Origin of the sequence: Brevibacillus borstelensis (assembly GCF_003710865.1) — a bacterium.
GTDB lineage: Bacteria > Bacillota > Bacilli > Brevibacillales > Brevibacillaceae > Brevibacillus > Brevibacillus borstelensis.
The window spans coordinates 26,856-48,843 of sequence record NZ_RHHO01000021.1 but is presented as its reverse complement, the minus strand read 5'-3'; the positions used below and the strand labels follow the sequence as shown (position 1 = coordinate 48,843).

General features: G+C 53.0%; 19 protein-coding genes. 17 read left to right on the top strand and 2 right to left on the bottom strand.

Going from position 1 to position 21,988, the window contains the following annotated elements; all coding sequences use genetic code 11:
• Window positions 1–88 precede the first annotated feature (88 nt).
• The 5 genes from EDM54_RS11445 (at window position 89) to EDM54_RS11425 (ending at window position 4,530) form a co-directional block, all read left to right on the top strand.
• A complete protein-coding gene (locus EDM54_RS11445; RefSeq protein WP_003391780.1) occupies window positions 89–493 on the top strand; it encodes a hypothetical protein in 405 nt (134 codons plus the stop codon).
• Window positions 494–605: 112 nt separating this feature from the next.
• The gene (locus EDM54_RS11440) at window positions 606–1,352 is read left to right on the top strand and encodes a SurA N-terminal domain-containing protein (protein WP_051925285.1); all 747 of its coding nucleotides are present in this window, start codon (window positions 606–608) and stop codon (window positions 1,350–1,352) included.
• A 166-nt stretch (window positions 1,353–1,518) separates the two neighbouring features.
• The gene (locus tag EDM54_RS11435; protein ID WP_122958207.1) at window positions 1,519–2,976 is read left to right on the top strand and encodes an MDR family MFS transporter; all 1,458 of its coding nucleotides are present in this window, start codon (window positions 1,519–1,521) and stop codon (window positions 2,974–2,976) included.
• A gap of 142 nt (window positions 2,977–3,118) precedes the next feature.
• Window positions 3,119–3,469, top strand: a complete 351-nt coding sequence (locus EDM54_RS11430) for a DUF2512 family protein (RefSeq protein ID WP_003391775.1) — start codon at window positions 3,119–3,121, stop codon at window positions 3,467–3,469.
• 119 nt (window positions 3,470–3,588) lie between these two features.
• Window positions 3,589–4,530 carry a DMT family transporter gene (locus EDM54_RS11425; protein WP_003391774.1) on the top strand — a complete coding sequence of 314 codons (942 nt, stop codon included), beginning with the start codon at window positions 3,589–3,591 and terminating at the stop codon, window positions 4,528–4,530.
• Here the strand turns inward: EDM54_RS11425 and EDM54_RS11420 are convergent.
• Window positions 4,525–5,394 carry an SDR family oxidoreductase gene (locus tag EDM54_RS11420; protein WP_122958206.1) on the bottom strand — a complete coding sequence of 290 codons (870 nt, stop codon included), beginning with the start codon at window positions 5,392–5,394 and terminating at the stop codon, window positions 4,525–4,527. The two genes, EDM54_RS11425 and EDM54_RS11420, sit on opposite strands and share 6 nt — an antisense overlap.
• A gap of 340 nt (window positions 5,395–5,734) precedes the next feature.
• On the opposite strand from EDM54_RS11420, the gene coxB reads away from it, so the two are divergent.
• From coxB to EDM54_RS11370, 10 genes are all read left to right on the top strand, one after another.
• Window positions 5,735–6,766: a cytochrome c oxidase subunit II gene (gene coxB / locus EDM54_RS11415; RefSeq protein ID WP_003391770.1), complete on the top strand. Its 1,032-nt coding sequence runs from the start codon at window positions 5,735–5,737 to the stop codon at window positions 6,764–6,766.
• A gap of 53 nt (window positions 6,767–6,819) precedes the next feature.
• Window positions 6,820–8,664, top strand: coding sequence for a cytochrome c oxidase subunit I (ctaD, locus tag EDM54_RS11410; RefSeq protein WP_003391768.1), 1,845 nt, complete (start codon window positions 6,820–6,822; stop codon window positions 8,662–8,664).
• A complete protein-coding gene (locus tag EDM54_RS11405; RefSeq protein ID WP_003391767.1) occupies window positions 8,664–9,290 on the top strand; it encodes a cytochrome c oxidase subunit 3 in 627 nt (208 codons plus the stop codon). Before ctaD ends, EDM54_RS11405 begins: the two co-directional genes overlap by 1 nt.
• A 4-nt stretch (window positions 9,291–9,294) precedes the next feature.
• Window positions 9,295–9,609, top strand: a complete 315-nt coding sequence (locus EDM54_RS11400) for a cytochrome C oxidase subunit IV family protein (RefSeq protein WP_003391766.1) — start codon at window positions 9,295–9,297, stop codon at window positions 9,607–9,609.
• Between the two features lie 260 nt (window positions 9,610–9,869).
• Window positions 9,870–10,409, top strand: a complete 540-nt coding sequence (locus tag EDM54_RS11395) for an RNA polymerase sigma factor (RefSeq protein ID WP_122958205.1) — start codon at window positions 9,870–9,872, stop codon at window positions 10,407–10,409.
• Window positions 10,410–10,422: 13 nt separating this feature from the next.
• Complete coding sequence (locus EDM54_RS11390) at window positions 10,423–12,090, top strand: DUF4179 domain-containing protein (protein WP_122958204.1); 1,668 nt, start codon at window positions 10,423–10,425, stop codon at window positions 12,088–12,090.
• Window positions 12,091–12,352: 262 nt separating this feature from the next.
• The gene (locus EDM54_RS11385; RefSeq protein ID WP_051567352.1) at window positions 12,353–13,252 is read left to right on the top strand and encodes a cytochrome c oxidase assembly protein; all 900 of its coding nucleotides are present in this window, start codon (window positions 12,353–12,355) and stop codon (window positions 13,250–13,252) included.
• Between the two features lie 41 nt (window positions 13,253–13,293).
• Window positions 13,294–13,752: a DUF420 domain-containing protein gene (locus EDM54_RS11380; protein WP_003391757.1), complete on the top strand. Its 459-nt coding sequence runs from the start codon at window positions 13,294–13,296 to the stop codon at window positions 13,750–13,752.
• A gap of 145 nt (window positions 13,753–13,897) precedes the next feature.
• Window positions 13,898–14,839, top strand: a complete 942-nt coding sequence (gene cyoE, locus EDM54_RS11375) for a heme o synthase (protein WP_003391753.1) — start codon at window positions 13,898–13,900, stop codon at window positions 14,837–14,839.
• Window positions 14,840–15,017: 178 nt separating this feature from the next.
• A complete protein-coding gene (locus EDM54_RS11370; RefSeq protein WP_003391752.1) occupies window positions 15,018–15,938 on the top strand; it encodes a COX15/CtaA family protein in 921 nt (306 codons plus the stop codon).
• A gap of 99 nt (window positions 15,939–16,037) precedes the next feature.
• On the opposite strand, the gene EDM54_RS11365 is transcribed toward EDM54_RS11370, so the two are convergent.
• Entirely contained in the window at window positions 16,038–16,916 is an 879-nt protein-coding gene (locus EDM54_RS11365) for a hypothetical protein (RefSeq protein WP_122958203.1), read from the bottom strand.
• A gap of 164 nt (window positions 16,917–17,080) precedes the next feature.
• Here EDM54_RS11365 and EDM54_RS11360 point away from each other — a divergent pair, with 164 nt between their 5' ends.
• Window positions 17,081–18,328, top strand: a complete 1,248-nt coding sequence (locus tag EDM54_RS11360; protein WP_024983588.1) for an exonuclease SbcCD subunit D — start codon at window positions 17,081–17,083, stop codon at window positions 18,326–18,328.
• Window positions 18,325–21,984: an AAA family ATPase gene (locus EDM54_RS11355; RefSeq protein WP_122958202.1), complete on the top strand. Its 3,660-nt coding sequence runs from the start codon at window positions 18,325–18,327 to the stop codon at window positions 21,982–21,984. The genes EDM54_RS11360 and EDM54_RS11355 overlap by 4 nt, the downstream gene beginning before the upstream one ends.
• Window positions 21,985–21,988: the final 4 nt, after the last annotated feature.

Below are 21,988 nucleotides of genomic sequence, written 5' to 3'. Positions count from 1 at the left end.
TAGAAATAATGAAAAATCTGGTCAGCGGTACAAGCAATGAAAGCGAGACGGCATATACAAGTAGTATGAGTCCGGAGGGGGTGGGACCTTGACGCCAGAGCATCAGAAGACGCAACAGGAGAATGTACTGCGGATTTCACAACGATTGGACAAATTCGAAGAACGGATCGACAAGCTGGAAGTTCAGATGACGGTAGCGACCAAGTGGCTGGAACGGATTGAGCATCGATTGGTAAAAATGGAAGAATCGCGCTCAGAACTTTTGCAAGCGATAACCAAATTGCAGACAGAGCTTGAGCTAAAACGGGGATCGAAAGAGAAGGAAATTATTTTGCAGATGTTGGACAATGACAAAAGCGATATGGAAAAACTCACACAGCTCATAGAAGGAGACAAGAAAAGAAAACAAGAGAGATTTTTACGAGTATGGGCCGTCCTGGGACCGGTAATCGCCTCCGTTCTCTCTTCTTTTTTCACCAAATACTTCATGTAATCCGTGCTGGTTCGCATTGTGGAAAGGTTGTGGAAAAGGATTCCATCTTTCTTCCGTACTCTGTGTCTATTATAATGGCACAAGGGATGAGAGAAGAAAGAGAGGACCAATGATGAAGAAGTTCGATTTATCCATGCTAACCATAGCCATACTGGTTTTGGCTCTTGTGATTGTCGGCGTTGCATTGAAGCCGGCTGATGATCCTGTCATTGCAACTACGGGCAAATCTCAAATTACGCAGGGGCAGCTCTACGAGCATATGAAAGAAAGCTACGGAAAACAGACGCTTGGCATTTTGGTCAGCCGCAATCTGGTGGTGGAAGAAGCCAAGGAGCTCGGCGTGTCCGTCCAGGAAAGCGAAGTCGATCAGGAAATCAACAAGCTGAAAGAGCAGATCGGCTCCGAGGAAGTTTATCAAAAAACGCTGAAAAGACAGGGCTACACCGAAGCAAGCTTCCGCGGTACGCTGCGGACACTTCTTTTGAGGGACAAGGTATTCGCAAAAGCATATCCGGTAACGGACGAAGAAATCCAAGACTACTACAATAAATACAAGAGCAACTTCGGAGATCCCGCGCCTGCTTTGGAACAGTTGCGTCCTACGATCGTTGAAGAGTTGAATGCGTCCAAACGCAAAAAGTACATGGACGAATGGCTGGACGGCCTGGAGAAAAAGTTTGGGGTGCAATATCTCGATCCGTCGCTCTCCTTGAAGAAGGAAGAGCCGAAAGCGGAGGAACAGAAAACGGAAGCTTCCAAAAAAGAAGAACCGAAGACGGAAGCTCCGAAAACTGAGGCTCCGAAAACGGAAACGCAGAAAACAGAAACCCCAAAAACGGAAGCACCGAAAAGTAATTGATCCGTTTGGGAAAGGTAAACCTGTGCCGAGTGCAATCGGCGCAGGTTTTTTTATTGACTTTTTTTTCTAGTGCCCGTACCATAAAGCAATTCAAGCAACAACAACGGCATACACAACACCCTTGATCGGAATGTTGTCTGGCTTATGTGGAGGGAAGGAAATACGGATGAAACCTGCAACAAATAAGCGTAATGTGACGATTGCGGTTATGATTGCGACCTTTTTGGCCGCTATTGAAGGAACGATCGTCAGTACGGCGATGCCGACGATCGTCAGCGACCTGGGCGGCTTTCACTTGATCAGTTGGGTCGTTTCGATCTATTTGCTCACCTCGGCGGTGACGACGCCCATATACGGCAAGCTTGCCGACTTGTTTGGGCGCAAGCCTGTGTTCAACATTGGGGCGATCCTGTTTTTGCTCGGATCAGCGCTGTCCGGCCTGTCTCAGACGATGGAGCAGTTGATCTGGTTCCGGGCCTTTCAGGGACTGGGAGCGGGTGCCATCATTACGATTACGTATACGATTGTCGGCGATATTTACCCGTTTGAGGAAAGAGGAAAGGTACAAGGGTGGATGAGCGGCATCTGGGGCATATCCGGTATCCTGGGGCCGTTGACCGGAGGCCTTCTGGTCGACTATGTTTCCTGGCACTGGATTTTCTACATGAATATCCCGTTTGGCATTGTCTCCATCGTTTTGATTTGGTTGTACCTGCATGAAAATATCGAGAAAGTCCGCAAGCACATCGACTATGCCGGAGCAGCAGTTTTTACGATCAGCGTTTCCGCGCTGCTGTATGCGTTGTTGAGCGGCGGGACTGAACATCCCTGGAGTTCGCCGCTGATCGTCGGTCTGCTGATCTTTTCGGCTTTGGGCCTCCTGCTGTTTATCTACTTGGAAAAAAGATCGCCGGAGCCGATGCTTCCCTTGCAGCTGTTTACGATTCGGAAAATGAGCATCGTGAACTTCGCCGGATTTCTTCTCGCTTCCGTGCTGGTGGCTGTCTCGTTTTATCTTCCGCTGTGGATTCAGGGCGTGTACGGATTGGGTGCGACCGGTTCCGGGCTGACTTTGATTCCGATGTCCGTTGGCTGGCCGATTGGTGCTGCGCTGAGCGGGCGTCTGCTGGCCAAGATCGGGATTCGGCCGACATCGCTCTTTGGCGTATGCGTCTTGATTGTCGCTACCGTCTGGCTGTCCATGATTGAACCGGCGACACCTCATGTCATGCTGTACGGGATTACGTTCCTGTTTGGCCTAGGCTTTGGCTTCGCTTTTACTTCCTTTACCGGAGCGGTACTGAGTGTGTCCTGGAATTTGCGCGGTGTTGCCGTTTCTACGAACTCCTTTATCCGCACGTTGGGACAAACCCTCGGGATTGCGCTGTTTGGAACCTTGCTGAACTCTTATGTACAGAGCGCACCCGGAGCGGAAAACATCGACGTCAACAAGATCCTGAATCCGCATGAAGCAAGCCTGCTGCCGCAGGAGCTGTTGCAAACAGTGAGGGAGCTGGTAGCCGGCGGGCTGCACCAGATTTTCGTCATTTTGCTCGCATTGGCGGCAGTCAGCCTGATCGTAACCTTGGCTTACCCGCGAGAAAGAGAGCAGGAAGCCGCCTAGTTGAAGCGGTCCAGCCAATCATAGGGCGCGTGGGAGGGGCTCGATGACATCCCACGGCACAACAAACGGCTGTTTTTGCTTCGACTAAGCGATTCTGTATACGGGCATACTGTGAAAACCTGAAAAAGGAGGAAGCATGCCTGTGTACGGATTGCTTGTCAAGCTGATTACTGCTCCGCTCGTAGTCGTCCTGGCCGATGCGCTGTTCCCCGAGGTAGACTATGCAACCCTTTACCAGTCCATCGGCGTCGGCCTGGTGCTTGCCGTTGCCGGACATATGCTGGAGCTATTGCTGCTTCGGCGCGGGACGCTGTGGATGAGTACGGCAGCCGATATGATTTTGGCTTTTCTGGTCGTCTGGCTGAGCAGCGGCCTCTTGGTGGGAGCGAGAATCACGCTGATCGGTGCCGGTTTTACTGCGATTCTGTTTGGTGCAGTTGAATACATTCACCACGTCTCGCTGATCAAGAGCGGACGTGCAGAAAAGACATAGGGCATATCTTTCAAAAGGTGTGCTCTATTTTTTTCGGGATTTTGACAGCGAGACCGCAGAGTTATATGCTTACAATTGAGAATCTTCAGAGAGTGGAACTGGAAAGAGGGAGTCAACATTTGAAGGCGATTGTACTTGGAATTGTCGCTGCATTTTTCTTCGCTTTTACATTTGTATTAAACAGAGCGATGGAGCTGGACGGAGGAAGCTGGATCTGGAGCGCATCCCTGCGTTATCTATTTATGGTGCCGTTTCTGCTGCTGATCGTGGCCATCCGGGGCAACCTTGGGCCGCTGTGGCAGGAAATGCGGAAGCATCCGTGGCAGTGGCTGCTCTGGAGTTTTGTCGGGTTTGGCTTGTTTTATGCTCCGCTCAGCTTTGCCGCTGCATACGGTCCTGGCTGGCTGATCGCCGGTACCTGGCAAATCACGATCATCGCCGGGTCGCTGCTCGTACCCTTTTTCGGGCAGAGGATCCCGTACAAGGGGCTGGCCATGTCTGTCCTGATTTTGGCGGGAGTGGCGATCATGCAACTGCACGAGGCGAAGATGCTGGGAGCGGCGGAGGTGCTGTACGGGATCGTGCCGGTCGTGATCGGAGCGTTTGCCTATCCGCTCGGGAACCGGAAAATGATGGCCTTGACCAGCGGGCGAATTGACGCGTATCAGCGCGTTCTCGGAATGACGCTTGCCAGCTTGCCGTTTTGGCTGGTCCTCGCAGGCTTTGGCGTGACGACGGCGGGAATGCCCAGCATGGGTCAATTGGCGCAGTCGCTGCTCGTCGCGATCACATCGGGAATTATCGCGACCGTGCTGTTCTTTCAGGCTACAGATCTGGTCAAGGGCAATCCGGTTCAGTTGGCCGCGGTAGAAGCTACCCAGTCTGCGGAGGTCGTCTTTGCCGTCCTTTTGGAAATCGCGATTCTCGCGGCCCCGCTGCCCTCGCTGTGGTCCGGTACGGGCATGCTCGTCGTCATGATCGGCATGGTCCTGCACAGCTATGTCTCTCATCTGCCAAAGCAGCCTTCCGCTCCGGTGAAATCGCCATCAGCCGCCTCATGAACGAGGCGGCCGCATCCGCTTATTCACCAGCGTCTCAAACCAGCGCCAGGGAAGCCACTGCTTGGCGAGGATGGAAAGCCTGACCCCGCTCCCGACAGGGTAGCGGAAGGAAGGCCGTGGAGCCAGAGCCGCGCGAACGATTACTTCTACCACTTCATCCGGGGCAGGGGCCCGCTCGGCTATTTTGGTTACCATAGTTGTCAGGGACTCCATTTGCCTGCTGTAGGGAGAAGCGGGGCGAGAGGGGGCATTTCCGAGTCCCTTTTCCCAGATGCTTGTCTTGTACGAGCCCGGCTCGACCAGGACGACATTGATGCCATGCGGGAGCATCTCCAGACGGAGCGACTCGCTGAAGCCTTCCACCGCATGCTTGGAAGCGGCATAGGCGGCCAAACCGGGAAAGCCGATTCGCCCGCTGATGCTGCTTATGTTGATGATCGTGCCGTATTGGCGTTCGCGCATATGGGGCAAAACGGCCTGTGTCACGCAAATCAATCCGAACACGTTGACTTCAAATTGCTCCCGCCATGCGGCAAGCCCGATTTCTTCGACAAAGCCGCCGCAGGCAAAGCCCGCGTTGTTCACGAGCAAATCAATGTTTTGATGACGCGCGAGCACGCCGGAGACTGCAGCTATGACTTCGTCAGGCCGGGTCACGTCCATTTGCACGACTTCCAGACAGTCGGTTACGCCATTTTGGGCAGCCAGCTTGTCAAGCTCTTCACGCTTTGAGATGTCCCGCATCGTGGCGATGACGAAGAAGCCCGCTTTGGCGAGAGCGACAGAGGTGTGCAGCCCAAAACCGCTGGAACTTCCTGTAAGGAAAGCGATTCGTTTGGATGTGTTGGTAGCCAAAACTATCACATTTCTCCCTTCTACTACCTGAATATCCGTCTGCTGGTAGTAAACTTTACGAAAATGTTCATAAATTTGTTAACAGAATTATAACAAATGGACTCCGATATTCAGATAAATTTATGTATACTGAAAGAGTTAATCGCAAAGGTAGTATTTTACTGCGGCCCTTACTCCTTCTTTAAATGTCTTTAAACCGATGTTGCTATTCCTTTTCGCTATTGGTTATCATAGTGGAGGAAAGTAGCAACTCCGACTATTTATTGGCAGCGGAGGAGTACGAAATATACGCTCCCGCCGTACATACGACAGGGCGTAATCAACATGAAAGAAAGAGGGGTTCATTGGTATGAAGAGTTGGCAACAATCATGGCGTCAGCTTTTCCTGTTTGGGTTGCTGGCGCTGACGCTCTCCGGTTGCGGCATGAGAGAGCTCTCTGCACTTCAGCCGCAGGGGCCGGTTGCAGCCATGCAATTCGACTTGATGAAGCTGTCGGCTTCCATCATGATCGGGGTCTTTATCGTCGTTATGCTGATCCTCACCTACGTACTTATTCGTTACCGCAAGCGTCCAGGACAGGAAGGCATTCCCAAACAAGTGGAAGGCAGCCATACTCTGGAGATCATTTGGACGGTCATTCCGTTCCTGCTGCTCATCGTAATGGCAGTACCAACTGTTACTACAGGATTTACTCTTGGTAAAGAATACAACAAAGATGAAGCGCTTCAAGTTCGTGTAACCGCTCACCAGTTCTGGTGGGAATTCGAGTATCCGGACCTTGGCGTATCTACAGCGCAAGACCTGGTATTGCCTGTCAATCAAAAAGTCCAGTTCACTTTGACATCTGCTGACGTTATGCACGCATTCTGGATCCCTGCACTCGGCGGAAAGATCGACACCAACCCGGGACTGGAAAACAAAATGTGGCTGCAAGCTGACAGAACCGGTGTCTTCTACGGAAAATGCGCAGAGCTCTGTGGAGCGTCTCACGCATTGATGGACTTCAAGGTTGACGTCCTGGAACAAGACGAATTTGCTGCCTGGGCAGAAAAAATGAAGGGCGTTCAATCTGCAGAACCTGCAGCGCCAGCTTCTGCAAACGCTGTCCAAGGACAACAAATCTTCGAAAAGAGCTGCTTGGGCTGTCACGCTGTCGCAGGCAAAGGCGGAAAACTGGGGCCGAACCTGACAAACTTCGCCGATCGCCAACGCGTAGCCGGTATCATGCCTAACGATGCTGAACACTTGGCCAAATGGCTGAGAGATCCGCAAAAAGAAAAGCCGGGCAACAACATGCCAAATCTGAACCTGAGCGAAGATCAAATCAATTCGCTGGTTGAGTACATGTCTACGCTCAAAGTACAGGAAATAAAAAGATAAAGTTAATGAATGGAATCGTCATGAGGCAGTGACGCTAAAAAGGAGGTAAAACCGTGTCTGCACATGCTTCTCATGCACCCAAGCGGTCGGGAATCGCTGATTGGCTCACTACCGTGGACCATAAGAAAATCGGCATTCTGTACCTGATCGCCGGTGGGATCTTCTTCTTGGCCGGCGGTCTTGAAGCCCTGCTTATTCGCTTGCAATTAATGTATCCAGAGCTCCAAGTGGTCGGTGCGAAGACGTTTAACGAACTGATCACCATGCACGGAACTACGATGATCTTCCTGGCAGCGATGCCGGTGATCTTTGCACTGATGAACGCGATCGTACCTCTTCAGATCGGTGCGAGGGACGTTGCGTTCCCGTTTGTGAACGCACTCGGTTTCTGGCTCTTCTTCTTCGGGGGCGTCCTTATCAATACAAGCTGGTTCCTCGGCGGCGCGCCGGATGCCGGTTGGACGTCCTACGCAACTCTTGCTTTGAATCAATATAGTGGATTCGGGATCGACTTCTACGTACTCGGTCTGCAGATCGCAGGTCTGGGTACCCTGATCGGTGGTATCAACTTCCTGGTAACCATCATCAACATGCGTGCACCGGGCATGACCTTCATGCGCATGCCGCTGTTCACCTGGGCGTCCTTCGTGACATCCGGATTGATCCTGTTTGCTTTCCCGGCGATTACCGTCGGCCTTGTACTTCTGATGTTCGACCGTCTGTTCGGGGCAGCGTTCTTCAACCCTGATGCAGGTGGTAACGTTGTTATCTGGCAGCATCTGTTCTGGATCTTCGGTCACCCCGAAGTGTACATTCTGATTCTTCCTGCCTTCGGTATCATTTCCGAGGTAGTAAGTACCTTCTCCAGAAAGCGCCTGTTTGGTTACAGCTCCATGGTATTTGCGACAGCACTGATTGGTTTCCTTGGCTTCATGGTGTGGGCGCACCACATGTTTACGACTGGTATGGGTCCGATCGCCAACACCTTGTTCGGTCTGGCAACGATGCTGATTGCCGTTCCGACCGGTATCAAGATCTTCAACTGGCTCTTGACGATGTGGGGCGGGCAAATTCGCTTCCCTACCGCAAACCTGTTTGCTGTTGGTTTTATCCCGACCTTTACAATTGGTGGTATGACAGGGGTTATGCTCGCGGTTCCGCCTGCTGACTACCAATACCATGACAGCTACTTCGTAGTTGCTCACTTCCACTACGTAATCGTTGGTGGTCTCGTATTCGGTCTGTTCGCCGGTCTTTACTACTGGTGGCCAAAAATGTTCGGCAAAATGCTGAATGAAACGCTCGGGAAATGGAACTTCTGGACCTTCTTTATCGGGTTCCACCTGACCTTCTTCCCGCAGCACTTCCTCGGCCTGATGGGTATGCCGCGTCGCGTATTTACGTACCTGGCTGGCCAAGGTCTGGAACTGGGCAACTTTATCAGTACCATCGGTGTCTTCGGAATGACGATCGGTACGATTCTCTTCCTTGTCAATGCATACGTTTCCGCGAAGAGCTCCAAGCGCGCGCCTGCGGATCCGTGGGATGGCCGTACGCTGGAATGGTCGATTCCTTCTCCGCCGCCGGAGTACAACTTTGCGCAAACTCCGCTTGTTCGCGGTCTGGATGCCCTGTGGGTAGAAAAAATGGCTGGCAACAAAGGCATGACTTACGCAGAACCGCTTGGTTCGATTCATATGCCGAATGGCTCCTTCCTGCCGTTCATCATGTCTCTGGGCCTGTTCATCGCAGGTTACGGTTTCATGTACCACAATTACGTTGTAGTCGGAATTGGTATGGTAATTACGTTCGGATGCATGCTGATGCGTTCTTTGAAAGACGACCCTGGCTACCATATCGAACCAGATGAAATCGAAGAAAAGGGGGTTAAGGCGTAATGGCGACCCATCACGTAAATGCGGTTCTGCCTGATGAACCGGAAAAAGCCACCCTTGAAGGCAAGAACAAGATTCTCGGCTTCTGGCTCTTCCTTGGTGGAGAGACCGTCCTGTTCGGTTCGCTGTTTGCGACGTTTATCGCGCTGCGCGACCAGACAAATGGCGGGCCAACCTCCCAGCAGCTGTTCGATATGCCGCTTGTGGCGTTGGCTACCTTGCTCCTTTTGACCAGTTCGCTTACCAGCGTGTTTGCGGTTCTGGCCTTGCACAAGAAAGACCTGAAAAAAATGCAAGCCTGGATGACTGTCACGGTTATCCTTGGCCTCGGCTTCCTGGCTTTGGAGATTTACGAGTTTATGCACTACGTCCACATGGGACATAAAATGACTTCCGGTGCATTTGGATCGGCCTTCTATACGCTGGTCGGATTCCACGGAGCTCACGTGGCATTCGGGATTCTCTGGATCTTGACCGTTCAACTGCAGACCGTGAAAAAAGGTCTGACAGTGGTAACGGCTCCGAAGTTTTACGTAGCCAGCCTGTACTGGCACTTCATTGACGTCGTGTGGGTATTCATCTTTACCGTGGTATATCTCATGGGTATGATCGGTGGAAAGGTGGGATAAGACGATGGGAGCACATGTACATGATGAACCGCGTAAGCCCAAGGTAAAGCACGATGGTGCGAAAAAGCATGTCATTGCGTTTATTGCATCTCTCGTCTTGACCGCACTGGCATTTGCCGCTGTAGCTTTTGAAGCGATTCCGGTCGGATTTACGGTTCCGTTTATCGTCGGTCTCGCATTTGTCCAGGCGCTGTTCCAGTTGTTCTTCTGGATGCACATGGACCAAAAGGGACACGAGTTTGCACGAATTTCGATTTTCGCCGGATTGACCTTTATCCTGATCGCGATTATCGTGTTCGTATTCTGGGTTTGGTGGTAAAAAGAGAAGAGGCAGACGAAATTTCGTCTGCTTCTTTTTTTTGATTCTGTGGAGAAAAAGAGTCTTCTTGAAAACGGCTCTGTTATACTCCGTCAATAGCTTGTTCATGTCAAAAGGTGACATGAATTTTTTTGTACCATGAACAAATTTCCCTACTTTAAAATTTTTTATGAGAGGGGGCAGCTCCCTTTTTCGTCTATAGTAGTGTACAACCAAAAAGGTACGGCTGCGCAGCAACCTTTTTGCGAGGAGGTAAAAACATGCAGGACGATCGGGAGATCATTGCGGAGGTACTTCAAGGAAACAAAGAAGCTTATGCTCTGATCGTCAACAGGTATAAGGGAAAAGTCGCTTCGATTCTGCGAAAAGCGATGGGGCATTCCCATGAAGTCGAGGACATCGTGCAGGAAGTGTTTATCAAGGCGTACTACAGTCTGCCCGACTATCGACCGGGACACTCCTTTTCGGCCTGGCTCTATCGAATCGCCATGAACCGGGGCATTGACGAATTGCGAAAGCGAAAACGAATGCCTGGTGTAGCCGAGGTGAGCAGTGAACTGAAGGACGAATCTCCGATCCCGGAGGAAGTTTTTTTGGAAAAAGAGCAACGGGTCGCTTTGCGGCAGCAAATCATGGCGCTGAATAAAGACTACGGGACGCTGCTGGATATGCACTATCTCCAATTTTTGAGCTACAGGGAGATCAGCAGCAGATTGTCGCTGTCTGTCGATACGGTGAGGATGCGCCTTTCCCACGCGAGAAGAAAGCTTCGAGACCGCCTGAGCAAAAGCGAAAAATAAGGAGGGAATCCACTTGAAATGCCTGACGCAAGAACTCATGGTCGACTACATGGAAGACAAACTATCTCCGGAACACAGAAGAAAGCTGGAGCAGCATTTCGAGCATTGCAAGCACTGCCAACGACAGTTGGAGCAATGGGTCGACGAGCTGGAGGAAGCGGGCAAGGCCCTCGTGGAAGAACCCCTTTCCGAGGATTTGGACCGCAGGATCATCAGCGCCCTTCCCGCGCATCCAGTGAAAATGCTGCACCGGGCTGCCGATACGAGGCAGTTGCCTATTTGGAAAAAGAGGAGTCTGGATATTATGAAAAAGACAACGATAGCCGCAGCGACATTGGCAGTAGTCATTTCCGGCGGCATGATGTATTCACCGACGTTTTCTACTTATGTGAACGGCGTATTTGCCAGCAGTCCGACGAACAAAGCGGAGCCTGTGGGCGTTGCGGGCAACGGCCTGCTTACCAGGCTGGGTGACGATGGCATTGAGGAAGCCGCCAAGAAAGGATTTCTCCAAACACCGAATGCAAGTGTTGCCGACCAAGGGTTTACCCTGACAGTCCATGAGGTAGTAGCAGATCCCTTTCGCATATGCATTCTGACTTCCATTAAGGATAAAAGCAATAAAAAGGAATCGCACTGGGATGCTTATCAGAAAGGACAAATCACGATCAAGGATAAACAAGGGAATGTTTTGCATTCTTCGACAGAAAAAGGAGCTTTGAAATGGGGGCTTACGGGAAAAGGCACGGGTAAAGGCGTGAACGAAGATGGCCCTTACATGGAGCTGGTACACGATCTCAGCAGCCTGAACGGCGGCAAAGGGCTTCCGGATGAGCTGATTGTAGCATTCGACATCAAAAAAATCGGCGAGACAAACGGAAACTGGCAGCTGGAGGTTCCGGTGGACCTCAAAAAAGCGAAAGCGGCGACCAAAACGTATGCTGTAAACAAGAGCTATACCACTCCGCAAGGGTTGAAGCTGGACGTCAAGCAGATTACGTTTGCGCCAACCGGTGTCGAGCTGGTCGTTGACCGGAACACAAAAGAGATGGAATACAGCTTTGAGCTTGTGGATGAACACGGTTCTGTTCTGGGAGCTTGGGCCCCTGGCTTTATTTACGGAAAAGACGGGGAGAGGAAAAATCTGATGAGCGATCCGAGACGGAGCAAGTGGCGTCCTTCTGAGGAAATCGGGGAAAGCGTAAGGGATTTCCACTACTTCCAACCGATCGACGAAACGAAGAACATGATTCTCAGGCTTGGCCCTGTCTATAAACAGGAGCCGGCAGCGTTCCAGGCAAAGCTCGACCTTGCGAAGCTTGAGAAAGCCCCGGTTACGGTAGAGGAACAAGGCAATCGCTACACATTTCAGCATGAAAAGAACCAAGCCGACGAACCTGATCATTACATCGTCAGAGTCGAGGCTACGATTGGGAACGGAACGGCACCGATGAACCCCTTGTCCACATTCGGAGTCATTACGGATGAAAGCGGCAAGAAATACGATAGCGCATTCCTCAACGATGAAAGAAAGTATGAAAACGGACAGCTTCATATTAACGGTGGACTTCTCCTAAAGGGCGTCAAAAAACTGCCGAAGGAACTGATCATCTCCTACGACAAAAAGTATACGGAGCATCACGATGCAAAATGGGAGGTCCCGATCCAGACCGGAAAGTAAGAGATGCGGCCAGGCATAGTCACGACAGGCACGGGCAAATGTTTGACAGAAAGCGATGAGTCAGCCAAAATTTGATTGCAGATCCCCTTTATGCAGACAGGAAATTGCATCTTCCTTCCTGTTGGCATGGAGGGGATTTTTCCATATTCGTTTGTCAACATATTGTTCATTTTTAGGAGAGGAAGTCGGGCTGAATTAACGGTATAATGAAGATTGTATAGAGGGCACCCTTTCTAATATGAAAGGAGGATTGAAAAATCCGATGCATGATCATCACCAACATGGAACGCCCGTTGATGGCGGGATTGGTTCGTTTTCTGATATGTGGAGCCCGACTGTTATTTTGATTACCATTTTGCTGACGATCCTTTACTTTGCACTAACAGGGCCGCTGCGTCACCGTTTTGCGGATTCAAAACCGGCAACGGCAAAACAGAAGGTGCTGTTTGTTTTGGCCATGCTGTTTTTTTATGCGGGTGCAGGCAGTCCGATCAACTACGTGGGACACCATTACCTGTTCAGCATGCACATGCTTCAAATGTCCCTCCTGTTCTTTGTATTGCCTCCGCTTTTGATGGTAGGAATTCCGGGATGGCTGTGGACGGCGATTTTCAGCAACAAGAGAATGTACGCCTTGCTGCGAATCTTCACAAAACCGATCGTGGCGGCTGTCGTTTTCAACGCTTTGCTGTCTTTCTACCACGTTCCGTTCATTCTTGATACCGCTTCTCTGAATCACGATGCGATGAATGCTTTCCACGCTTTCCTGTTCTGTACGGCTTTCTGTATGTGGTGGCCGATCGTAAATCCGCTGCCAGGCCAACCGGAGCAGCTCGCGGGCCTGAAAAAAATGGCGTATTTGTTTGCCAACGGGATTTTGATCACACCGGCATGTGCGTTGATTATCTTTGCCGGAGAGCCGATTTATCAGCATTACATGAATGCGCCACAGTTGTTCGAAGGGTATACCGCCTTTGTTGACCAACGGACCGGAGGCATCATCATGAAGCTGGTTCAGGAAATGGTCTACGGCTCTGTTTTGGCCTACATTTTTTATAAATGGCGCAAGGACGAAAAGCAGGACGACTTGCCGATGGATCAGCAGCCTGCAGCCCAAAATATCGGTGTGCTGAAGCCTGCGACCGATCAGGGCAGAGCATAAGGTATTGATAGAAAGAGAAAGTTGCGATACGAGGTGTAGATATGCACATTTTACTGCCTACGATAAGTACGTCCTTCATTGCCATTAGCGGGATTCTCGTAGCTTTTGGCTGGTATTTCATTCGCAGCCGCCAGACAGAAAAACACATCAAGACGATGAAGTGGGCGGCCATCTGTGCGACGATCTTCTTTATTACGTATGTATCCCGTACCGCTCTGCTGGGGAATACTTTGTTCGGCGGTCCGGACAACATTCGTATTTTCTATCAGATTTTCCTCATCTTCCATATCATCCTGGCAACGATAGGGGGAGTGATGGGACTGGTCACGCTTTATTACGGATTTAAAAGAAAGTACGACAAGCATAAGAAAATCGGTCCGTGGACGTCTGTCATCTGGTTTGCCTCTGCCATCACAGGCGTGACTGTTTACACTCTTCTCTACCTGATCTACCCAGGCGGCGAGACGACGGGAGTCCTGGATGTCATTTTCGGCTGGTAATCGAAGAGCTGATCATACAATGATTTTACGGTACGAAAAGTCTTGCAATGATTATGAGGGAATAGATTGCGTGATAAACTGCCACTTCCTTGTGAAGTGGTGGTCTGGCGTGTAAGGGATTTTTAGCAGACAGGAGGTACAAAACGTGGACCAGCAAGTGACGATGCAGGAGTCGATCAACACCGATCCTGCGGCGCAGTCCCAACCGGCAAGAAGGGCCACATTGCAAGATTATGTGCAGCTGACAAAGCCGGGCATTACGATGTCCAACCTGATGACCGCATTTGCGGGTCTGTGGCTGGCATCGTATGGATACCCGAACTGGGTTCTGGCTATTTGGACGATGATCGGAACCGCCCTGGTGATCATGTCTGGTGCAACACTGAACAACTATTACGACCGCGATCTGGATAAAAAAATGAAGCGCACCCAAGACCGGGCGATCGCTTCCGGCCGCATCTCCCCGCTGAAGGCATTGTTGATCGGAATTGGTTTGCTGCTTGTTGGACTTGTTGTTCTGGCCTATTTCGTCAATCCATTGGCAGCCGTATGGGGATTAATCGGCCATATCTTTTATGTGCTGATTTATACGCCGCTCAAGCGGGTAACCACGCTGAATACAGTTATCGGCGGCATTTCCGGCGCTGTTCCGCCAGTGATCGGCTGGGTAGCTGTCACCAACAATATGGACCCGGCTGCATGGCTTCTGTTTTTGATCTTGTTCTTGTGGCAGCCGCCGCATTTCCTCGCTTTGGCGATGCTCAAAACGGAGGAATATCGGGCAGGGGGCATTCCGATGCTGCCCGTCGTAAAGGGGTTTGCCGAGACGAAACGTCAGATGTTTATCTGGGGTGCCGTACTCATTCCCGCTTCGCTGCTGCTCTTTTTCTACAGCAGTGTCGGGTATCTGTATCTGGGTGTCATGGCTGTCATGGGCATCATTTATTTGGTGCTGTTGTTCAAGGGCTTCCAGCTTAAAGAGGAAGATGAACTGCCCTGGGCGAGAAAGCTGTTTGGCTATTCCATCCTGTACCTCACTGTTTTCTGCGCTGCAATTGTTGTGAGCACGATGCTGGACAACTTTTGACACGTAACGATCACAAAATGGAACGGAACATCCCTTGCACGGCAGGGGATGTTTTATTATCGTGATAGTGAGGATACGCAACATGAGCATTTTGGTACGATAAAATATGGAGGTTGTTCAAAAAGCTGAAATACCCCTCTTTTTGAACAGTTCTCTCTCGAAGTCAGGTGTAACAATTATGGACAAATGGCTGAAATGGTTTGCCATTGCATCCACCATTATTACCTTCATGGTCATGATCGGTGGCTCACTGGTGACCAAGACTGATTCGGGTTTGGGCTGTGGCAATGACTGGCCACTCTGTAACGGAAGATGGGTACCCGAATACACGTTGGAATCAATGATCGAGTATATGCACCGCTTCGTCACCGGAATGACCGGTATCATCGTCGGGATTTTTTCCATCCTGGCATGGCGGAGATACCCGCGGAATCGGGAAGTTCGCGGACTTGTGATGTTCAGCATGTTTTTCTTGATCCTGGAGTCTTTCCTGGGAGCATCCGCGGTTATTTGGCCGCAGTCCTCTGCCGTAATGGCCTTGCACTTTGGGTTTTCACTTCTGGCCTTTAGCGGGGTTTTGCTGTTGAGCATCTTCGTTCTGCAGCGGAACAAGGTGGAAAAGCTGGTCCGGGGAACGGTTTCCAAGGGGTTTCGATGGGCCATATGGATTGTGACCATTTACGCATATGGTGTCGTTTATTTGGGCGCGTATGTGCGTCACACCGGCTCCAATCTGGGCTGCAGCGATTGGCCGCTTTGCCAGGGCAAGCTCATACCGGAGCTGTCGGGACAAACAGGGATTCATTTTATGCACCGTGTAGCCGCGATTGTGTTGGCGATTCTACTGGCCGCCGTGCTGGTTTATGTTTTGCGCCACTTCAAAGAGACGCGGCGTGACTTGTACGGTGCGGGCATCTTGTCATTTGTGCTCGTGGTCATTCAGGTGCTGAGCGGCGGCTGGGTTGTCTTGTCCCGCCTGACGCTGTACTCGACGATTTTTCACTCTGCCGTCATTACATGTCTCTTCGGAACGATGTGCTATATGTGCCTGCAATCGTTGAAGGCACCGGAGAAGGGGACAAAAAGACAGCAACAATAGCAAGCAAGCAGAAAGCCGCCTTTCCCGGGATCGCCGGAGAGGCGGCTTTTTTATGGAGCAGCAAAGATGCCGGGCTTTGAGCGGGCTGAAATCCGCTGGTCAGTTCTTTGCGGCAGCAGCAGATGTAAAGCGGCCGTTTTCAAACGGAAAGACGTGAACTTCTGTCTGCACAGAGGAAGAAGAAAGGGGCTTTCCGCTATCAGGGTCCAGCTCACGCATCGTTTTCCAGTAGTAAAGCAGAGGAACAGGGCCCGTCTGGACAATTTGATATTGGCCGATCGTCTGGAATGACTGGCCTCCGGGTACGGAGCCCGTTTCCAGCATTGTCCCTTCCCAAGCCTCCACAAACTTTCCGTTCTCGATATACCACAGATGGGCGTAGTAGACGCTTATGCCGGTGCCCCCGGATTTGTTAAGCGTTTCAAACAGCCGTTTTCCCCCTACCTTGCCTTCTTCACCTGAAGGGATGGTTGACCAATTGGGATTGTCAAAATGATTGTAGTCCCAACGCTCCAGGTCCAAATGCGGGACATTCCACGGCTGCTCGGTCAAGAGCGCATAGGTGCCGTTGGGGCGGCGGTCGAGTACATAGAAGTGGCCCAGCCGCACACTGTCATTTATTTTTGCCACAAGCTCGAGCTCCGGGTCGTCATCCAGTTGAATCCAGCGATAGCTGAAGTCTTCCAGTCGATCGTCCGCTATTTTCCTCTTCGCTTCGGCATTGATCCATGCCTGTACCTGCCGGATTTCACCCTTTGCAGAAGAGGCAGCCTTTACTGATGGAGTTTTAGGTGAAGCTTTGGCCGGAGCTTCGACAGGAGCTGCTTTGGCCGGAACTACCGCAGAAGCTGTATCAGCCAAAGCAGCTGTACCGGCTTGATTGTTGCCGGGCGGAGATGACGCAGCATCGGCAGAGACAGAAACCGAAAACGCCAGCAAGAGGGCAGGGACAGCGACGAACAGGTTGGCAGGTTTCACGCGTTTGGTTAACCCCTCTCATGTTTTCTACAGGTGAGGACGAGTTTGAGAGAGAAAAAGTTACATGGAAGTGGCGATTATTGTTAACTGTTCAATGGCTCGGCAAACACCGGGTTTTCTGTGATACAATGAACGCAAACACATGATCGGGAGAAGGTGCAAGCATGCGTATTTTACATACGGCGGATTGGCATTTCGGTCGTCAGTTGGAGGGGCGTGACAGACGGGGAGAACAATCTGATTTTGTGGACGAGCTCTGCCGGATTGCGGAGGAAAAAGACGTTCAGCTCGTGTTGATTGCCGGGGACGTCTATGACTCAGTCAACCCCCCTGCCTGGGCGGAGGAGCTGTTTTATACGGCGCTGGAGCGCTTGTCCGCTGGAGGGCGGCGGGCTGTCGTCGTCATTGCGGGTAACCACGATCAGCCGGAGCGGGTTCGGGCGGCGGCGCCGATTGCGTCGAAACAGGGCATCGTTCTGTTGGGACTGCCCAAAGAAACGCCGATCTTGTCGGGGAGCGACGCCCCCAGAGATAAGGTGCGGGTACTGGACGGAGGGCCGTCGTGGATGGAGCTGGCCGTTCCCGGCGTGGAACACCACGCGGTCATTCTGGCCCTGCCGTATCCATCGGAAGCCCGCCTCAAGGAGCTGTTAAGCGATACGTTTACCCAGGAGCAGATGCAGCTCGCATTTTCTGAGCGGATCAAGACGCTGCTTGACGAGCTGTCGGTACATTTCCGTGAGGATACGGTCAATCTGGTGACGAGCCACCTGTTTGTCATGGGCGGCAGGGAAAGCGATTCCGAGCGGCCTATTCAGATCGGCGGAGCCTTGACCGTCTCCCCGTCGGCTTTCCCGGAAAAAGCGGATTACGTGGCGCTCGGCCACCTGCACCGTCTGCAAAAGCTGGGAGAGAAGCCGCTCATTCGCTACAGCGGGTCGCCGCTCGGGTACTCCTTTTCGGAGGCAGGACAGAGCAAGGCTGTCGTGATCGTGGATGTCGTTCCCGGAGAGGAAGTGCAAGAGGAGATCGTCTACCTGACAAGCGGCAGGCCGCTGGCGCGCTGGAAGGCTACAGAAGGGATTGCGCAGGTGGAAAAATGGCTGGAGGAAGGCAGGGACGCCGGCGCATGGATCGACTTGGAGCTGCACGTATCGGACGTGATCGACCCGGCTGAATTTCAGCGGCTGCGCAAAATGAGCGATGATTTTCTCAAAGTACAGCGGGTTGTGGTGCGCGAGGAAACGGCGGACTCGGCGAGCGAGCAGCGAGCGGAGCTGAGCGAGCTGCTGCCTGACCAGCTGTTTCGCCGCTTCTATGAACGAAAGCGCGGGGCAGAGCCGGACGAGAAGCTGGTCGCCTTGTTTCAGCGTCTGCTGAACCAAATCGGTGAAGAGGAGGGAACGAGATGAAGCCGATACGACTGAAGCTTGCCGGCTTGCATAGCTATCGGGAGATGCAGGAGATCGATTTTGAAAAACTGTGCGAAGCCGGTCTCTTTGGAATCTTTGGCCCGACCGGGAGCGGGAAATCGACGATTTTGGACGCGATCACGCTCGCGCTTTACGGACAGGTCGTCAGGCTCGGCGGCGGCAGCCATCCCAAGGATGTGCTCAACCAGTTGGAGCAGCGGGTATTTGTCTCGTTCACCTTTGAGCTGGGATCGGGTGCTGAGCGGAAGCGGTATACGATCGAACGGGAATTTGGCCTGAATAAAAACGGAAACTGGAGACAGCCGGAGGTCCGCCTGATCCAGTGCGGAACAGACGAAGAGACGCCGGATGTCGTGCTGGAATCGAAGGCGACTATGGCAACGGCGGCTGTCGAGTCTTTGATTGGGCTTACGCTGCAGGATTTTACCCGGGCTGTCGTGCTGCCGCAGGGACAGTTTTCCCGCTTTTTGACGCTCAAGGGGAGCGACCGCAATGAGATGCTGCAGCGGATGTTTCATCTACATATCTACGGTGAAAAACTGAGTGAGCGCGTTCGGGCGGGACTGGAAGCGACTCGGGAGCGGCTTCATAAAATCGAGCTGGAGAAGGCGGCGCTCGGGGATGCTGGACCGGAGGCGCTGGAGCAAGCCCGGAAAACGTGGGAGGAAGCCGCTCGGCAGGAGCGCGTCTATGCAGAGCAGCGGGATGGCCTCGCGGGAATGATCAAGGAGCTGGAGCAGGTATACCGCTGGCAGGAGGAGCTGGAGCGTGTCCGCGAGCGCCTCGCAGAGCAGTTGGCCCGGACGGAGGAAGCCGCTGAATGGGAGCGGCTCGCAAAGCAGCTAGATGCAAGTGTCAGGCTATGGCCGCAGGTCCAGCAGTTTGAACGTCTGGACACTGAGTGGAAGGAGACGGCTGTTCAACTGGAGGACGCGCGCAAGAAGCAGGAAGTCGTCCAGCAAGCGCATCTGCAGGCGGAGGAGTCGTATGTGAAATGCGCTTCCGAGCTGCAGCGGGAGGAGCCGCTTATGATCGAGCGGAAAAGCAGGCTGATCCAGGCTGCGGAGTGGGAAGAAGAGCTGTCCGCTCTGCGCGCGGAATGGACCGTGCTTGAACAGGAATGGCAAAAGGTGTCGCAGGAGCTGACTGTGCTAAAACAACAGCTGGCCCGTGACAAAGAGTCCTTGAACCGCCTGGAGAGCGAGCGGGCCGAACTGGAAAAATCGCTGGAAGCGGCCCAGGTAAAGCCGGAATGGCGCGATTTCATCGTCGCCCTGCGGGATGCCAAGCTGATCTGGGAACGGGAAGAACAGAAGCGCAAAGAGCTGGCTACCGAGCTGGAGGGTGTTGAATCGGAGCGGAGGTCTGCCGCCTCGGAGCTGGAGATGGCACAAAAGGAATGGGAGAAAAGCGCCTCGCAGTTGGCGGAAGCCAGGACGAAGCTTGCCCAGCTTGAGGCAACTCCGCCTTCGTCCGAAGCCGAGTGGACCGAGAAACTCGACGCCCTGTCCCAGATCAAGCAATGGGGCAGGCAATGGCGCGAGCAGGAGCAGGCACTCGCCAACTGGGAGGAGAAGCGGCAGACAGCCCAGCGCGAACAGGAACAGGCCGCAACCCGTCTGCACGCATGCGAAGCGAAAGTCAAAATGGAAGAGGAAGCCCAGGCGAGACGGCGGAGCGAACTCGAACGTCTCCGTGCTGAATGGGAGCAGTGGCGGGAAGCGAATATGGCCAGAATGCTGCGTGATCGTCTGAACCCCGGGGAAGCGTGCCCGGTATGCGGTTCGTCCCATCATCCTTGCCTGGAAGAGCCGGAGGAGAAAAAGCCTGAGTCGGACAATCAGCAGGCTGCAGGAGAAAGCATCCGTCAGCAGATGCGGGAGACGGAGGAAGCTGTTCGTCACGCGGAGCAGCAGATCCGGACAGCGTTCGAGGCCTTGCAGACGGCAAAGGGAGAGTGGAAGCTGTGGGAGCAGCGGATGATCTCCCTCGGCGAAGAGCGTGCAGTATTGATGGAAAGAATTGACGCGATCCGTCGCGAGTGCGCTGCCCTTGGAGAAAAATGGGCGGTGGGCGACATCACCAAACTGCTGCAGATGTACAAGCAGGAAGAGGCGGCTCTGAAGAGCGAAGCGGAAGCGCGAGAGGCGTACAGAGCGGAACGGGAACGCCTGCAAAAATGGGCGGATGGGCTGCGCGACCGGGAAGCGGAGAAAAAGCGCATGTATGAGCGAAGCGCCGTTCTCGGCGAACAGCTTTTGAAAAAAGAAGCAGCCGCAAAAGCCCGTCTGGAAGCCGCGGCCGTTCAAGCGGAGGAAGCCAAACGGCGCTTGGAGGACAGACTGGGCGACGTCAAGGTTGAGGAAATAGAAAAGCATTGGGAAGCGATCGGAAAGCGCGACCGGGAAACGTCGGTTCTGCAGCAAGCGAGGGCGGAAAAGGAGTCGCTGTACCAGTCGCTTTTGGCAGGCTATCAGGAAGCGGTCTCGCGCCATGCCGCCCTGCACTCGCAGCAGGCGCTGCTTGGTGAGCGGCTGGAGGAAAAAAAGCGGCTGTGGGAGCAAAAGCACGGGATGTGGCTGGAGCGGACGGGCGGACAGCCCGCGCGGAAGCTGCTGACAACCGTGGAGCAGACTCTGCAGCAGCTTCGCACCTCTTTGGACGAAGCGGAAAACAAGCGCAAAGAAACACGAGAGGCCCGGGAAGAGGTGCAAAATGCCGTAGTCAAGCTGTCAGAAGGCTATGCGGTACTGTCCCGGCAGCGAACGGAAGCGGCAGAACAAATGCACCGCTCGCTGGCGGAGAGCGGCCTCGGCACTCCGGAACGGGCAGGAGAGCTGTACCGTGAGCGGGATCGGCTTGTGTCTTTGCAGGAGCAGCTTTCCGCGTACCAGACGGAGCTAGCCCGTTTGCAGTACGATGAGGAGCGGCTGCTGAAGGCATTGGACGGAAGGCATGTCACCAAAGAGGAATGGGAAGCGGCCAAGCAGGCCTGGGACGAAGCGGAAGCGGGGCATCAGGCGGCCAAGGAGCAGGTGGCAGTCACCCGGCAAACGTTTGCCCAGGTAGAGCAGAACCATGAAAAATGGCTTTCAATCGAAAAACGGCTCGCAGAGGAGATGGACGAGCAAAGCCGTTTGGAGGAGCTGAAAAAGCTGCTGGAAGGAAAGGCGTTCGTGCAGTTCATCGCCGAGGAAAAGCTCGCCTCGATCGCCAGAGACGCTTCCTACCACCTGATGCGGATGACCAAAAACCGCTATGCGCTGGAAATCGGCGACGAAGGCGAATTTGTCTTAAGAGACGAGGGCGCGGGAGGAATGCGCAGGCCGATCAGCACGCTGTCAGGGGGAGAGACCTTCCTGACGTCCCTGTCGCTGGCTTTGGCCTTGTCCATGGAGATTCAGATGCGGGGCGGCAGATTGGAGTTCTTTTTCCTCGATGAAGGCTTCGGTACGCTTGATCCGGAGCTTTTGGAGGTGGTCATGGACGCATTGGAGAGATTGCGCATGGACGACTTTACAATTGGCGTGATCAGCCATGTTCCGGAGATTCGTGTACGCATGCCGCGAAGACTGATCATCACGCCGGCGGAGCCTATGGGCGAAGGCAGCACGATCAGGATGGAGACAGAATAATCAA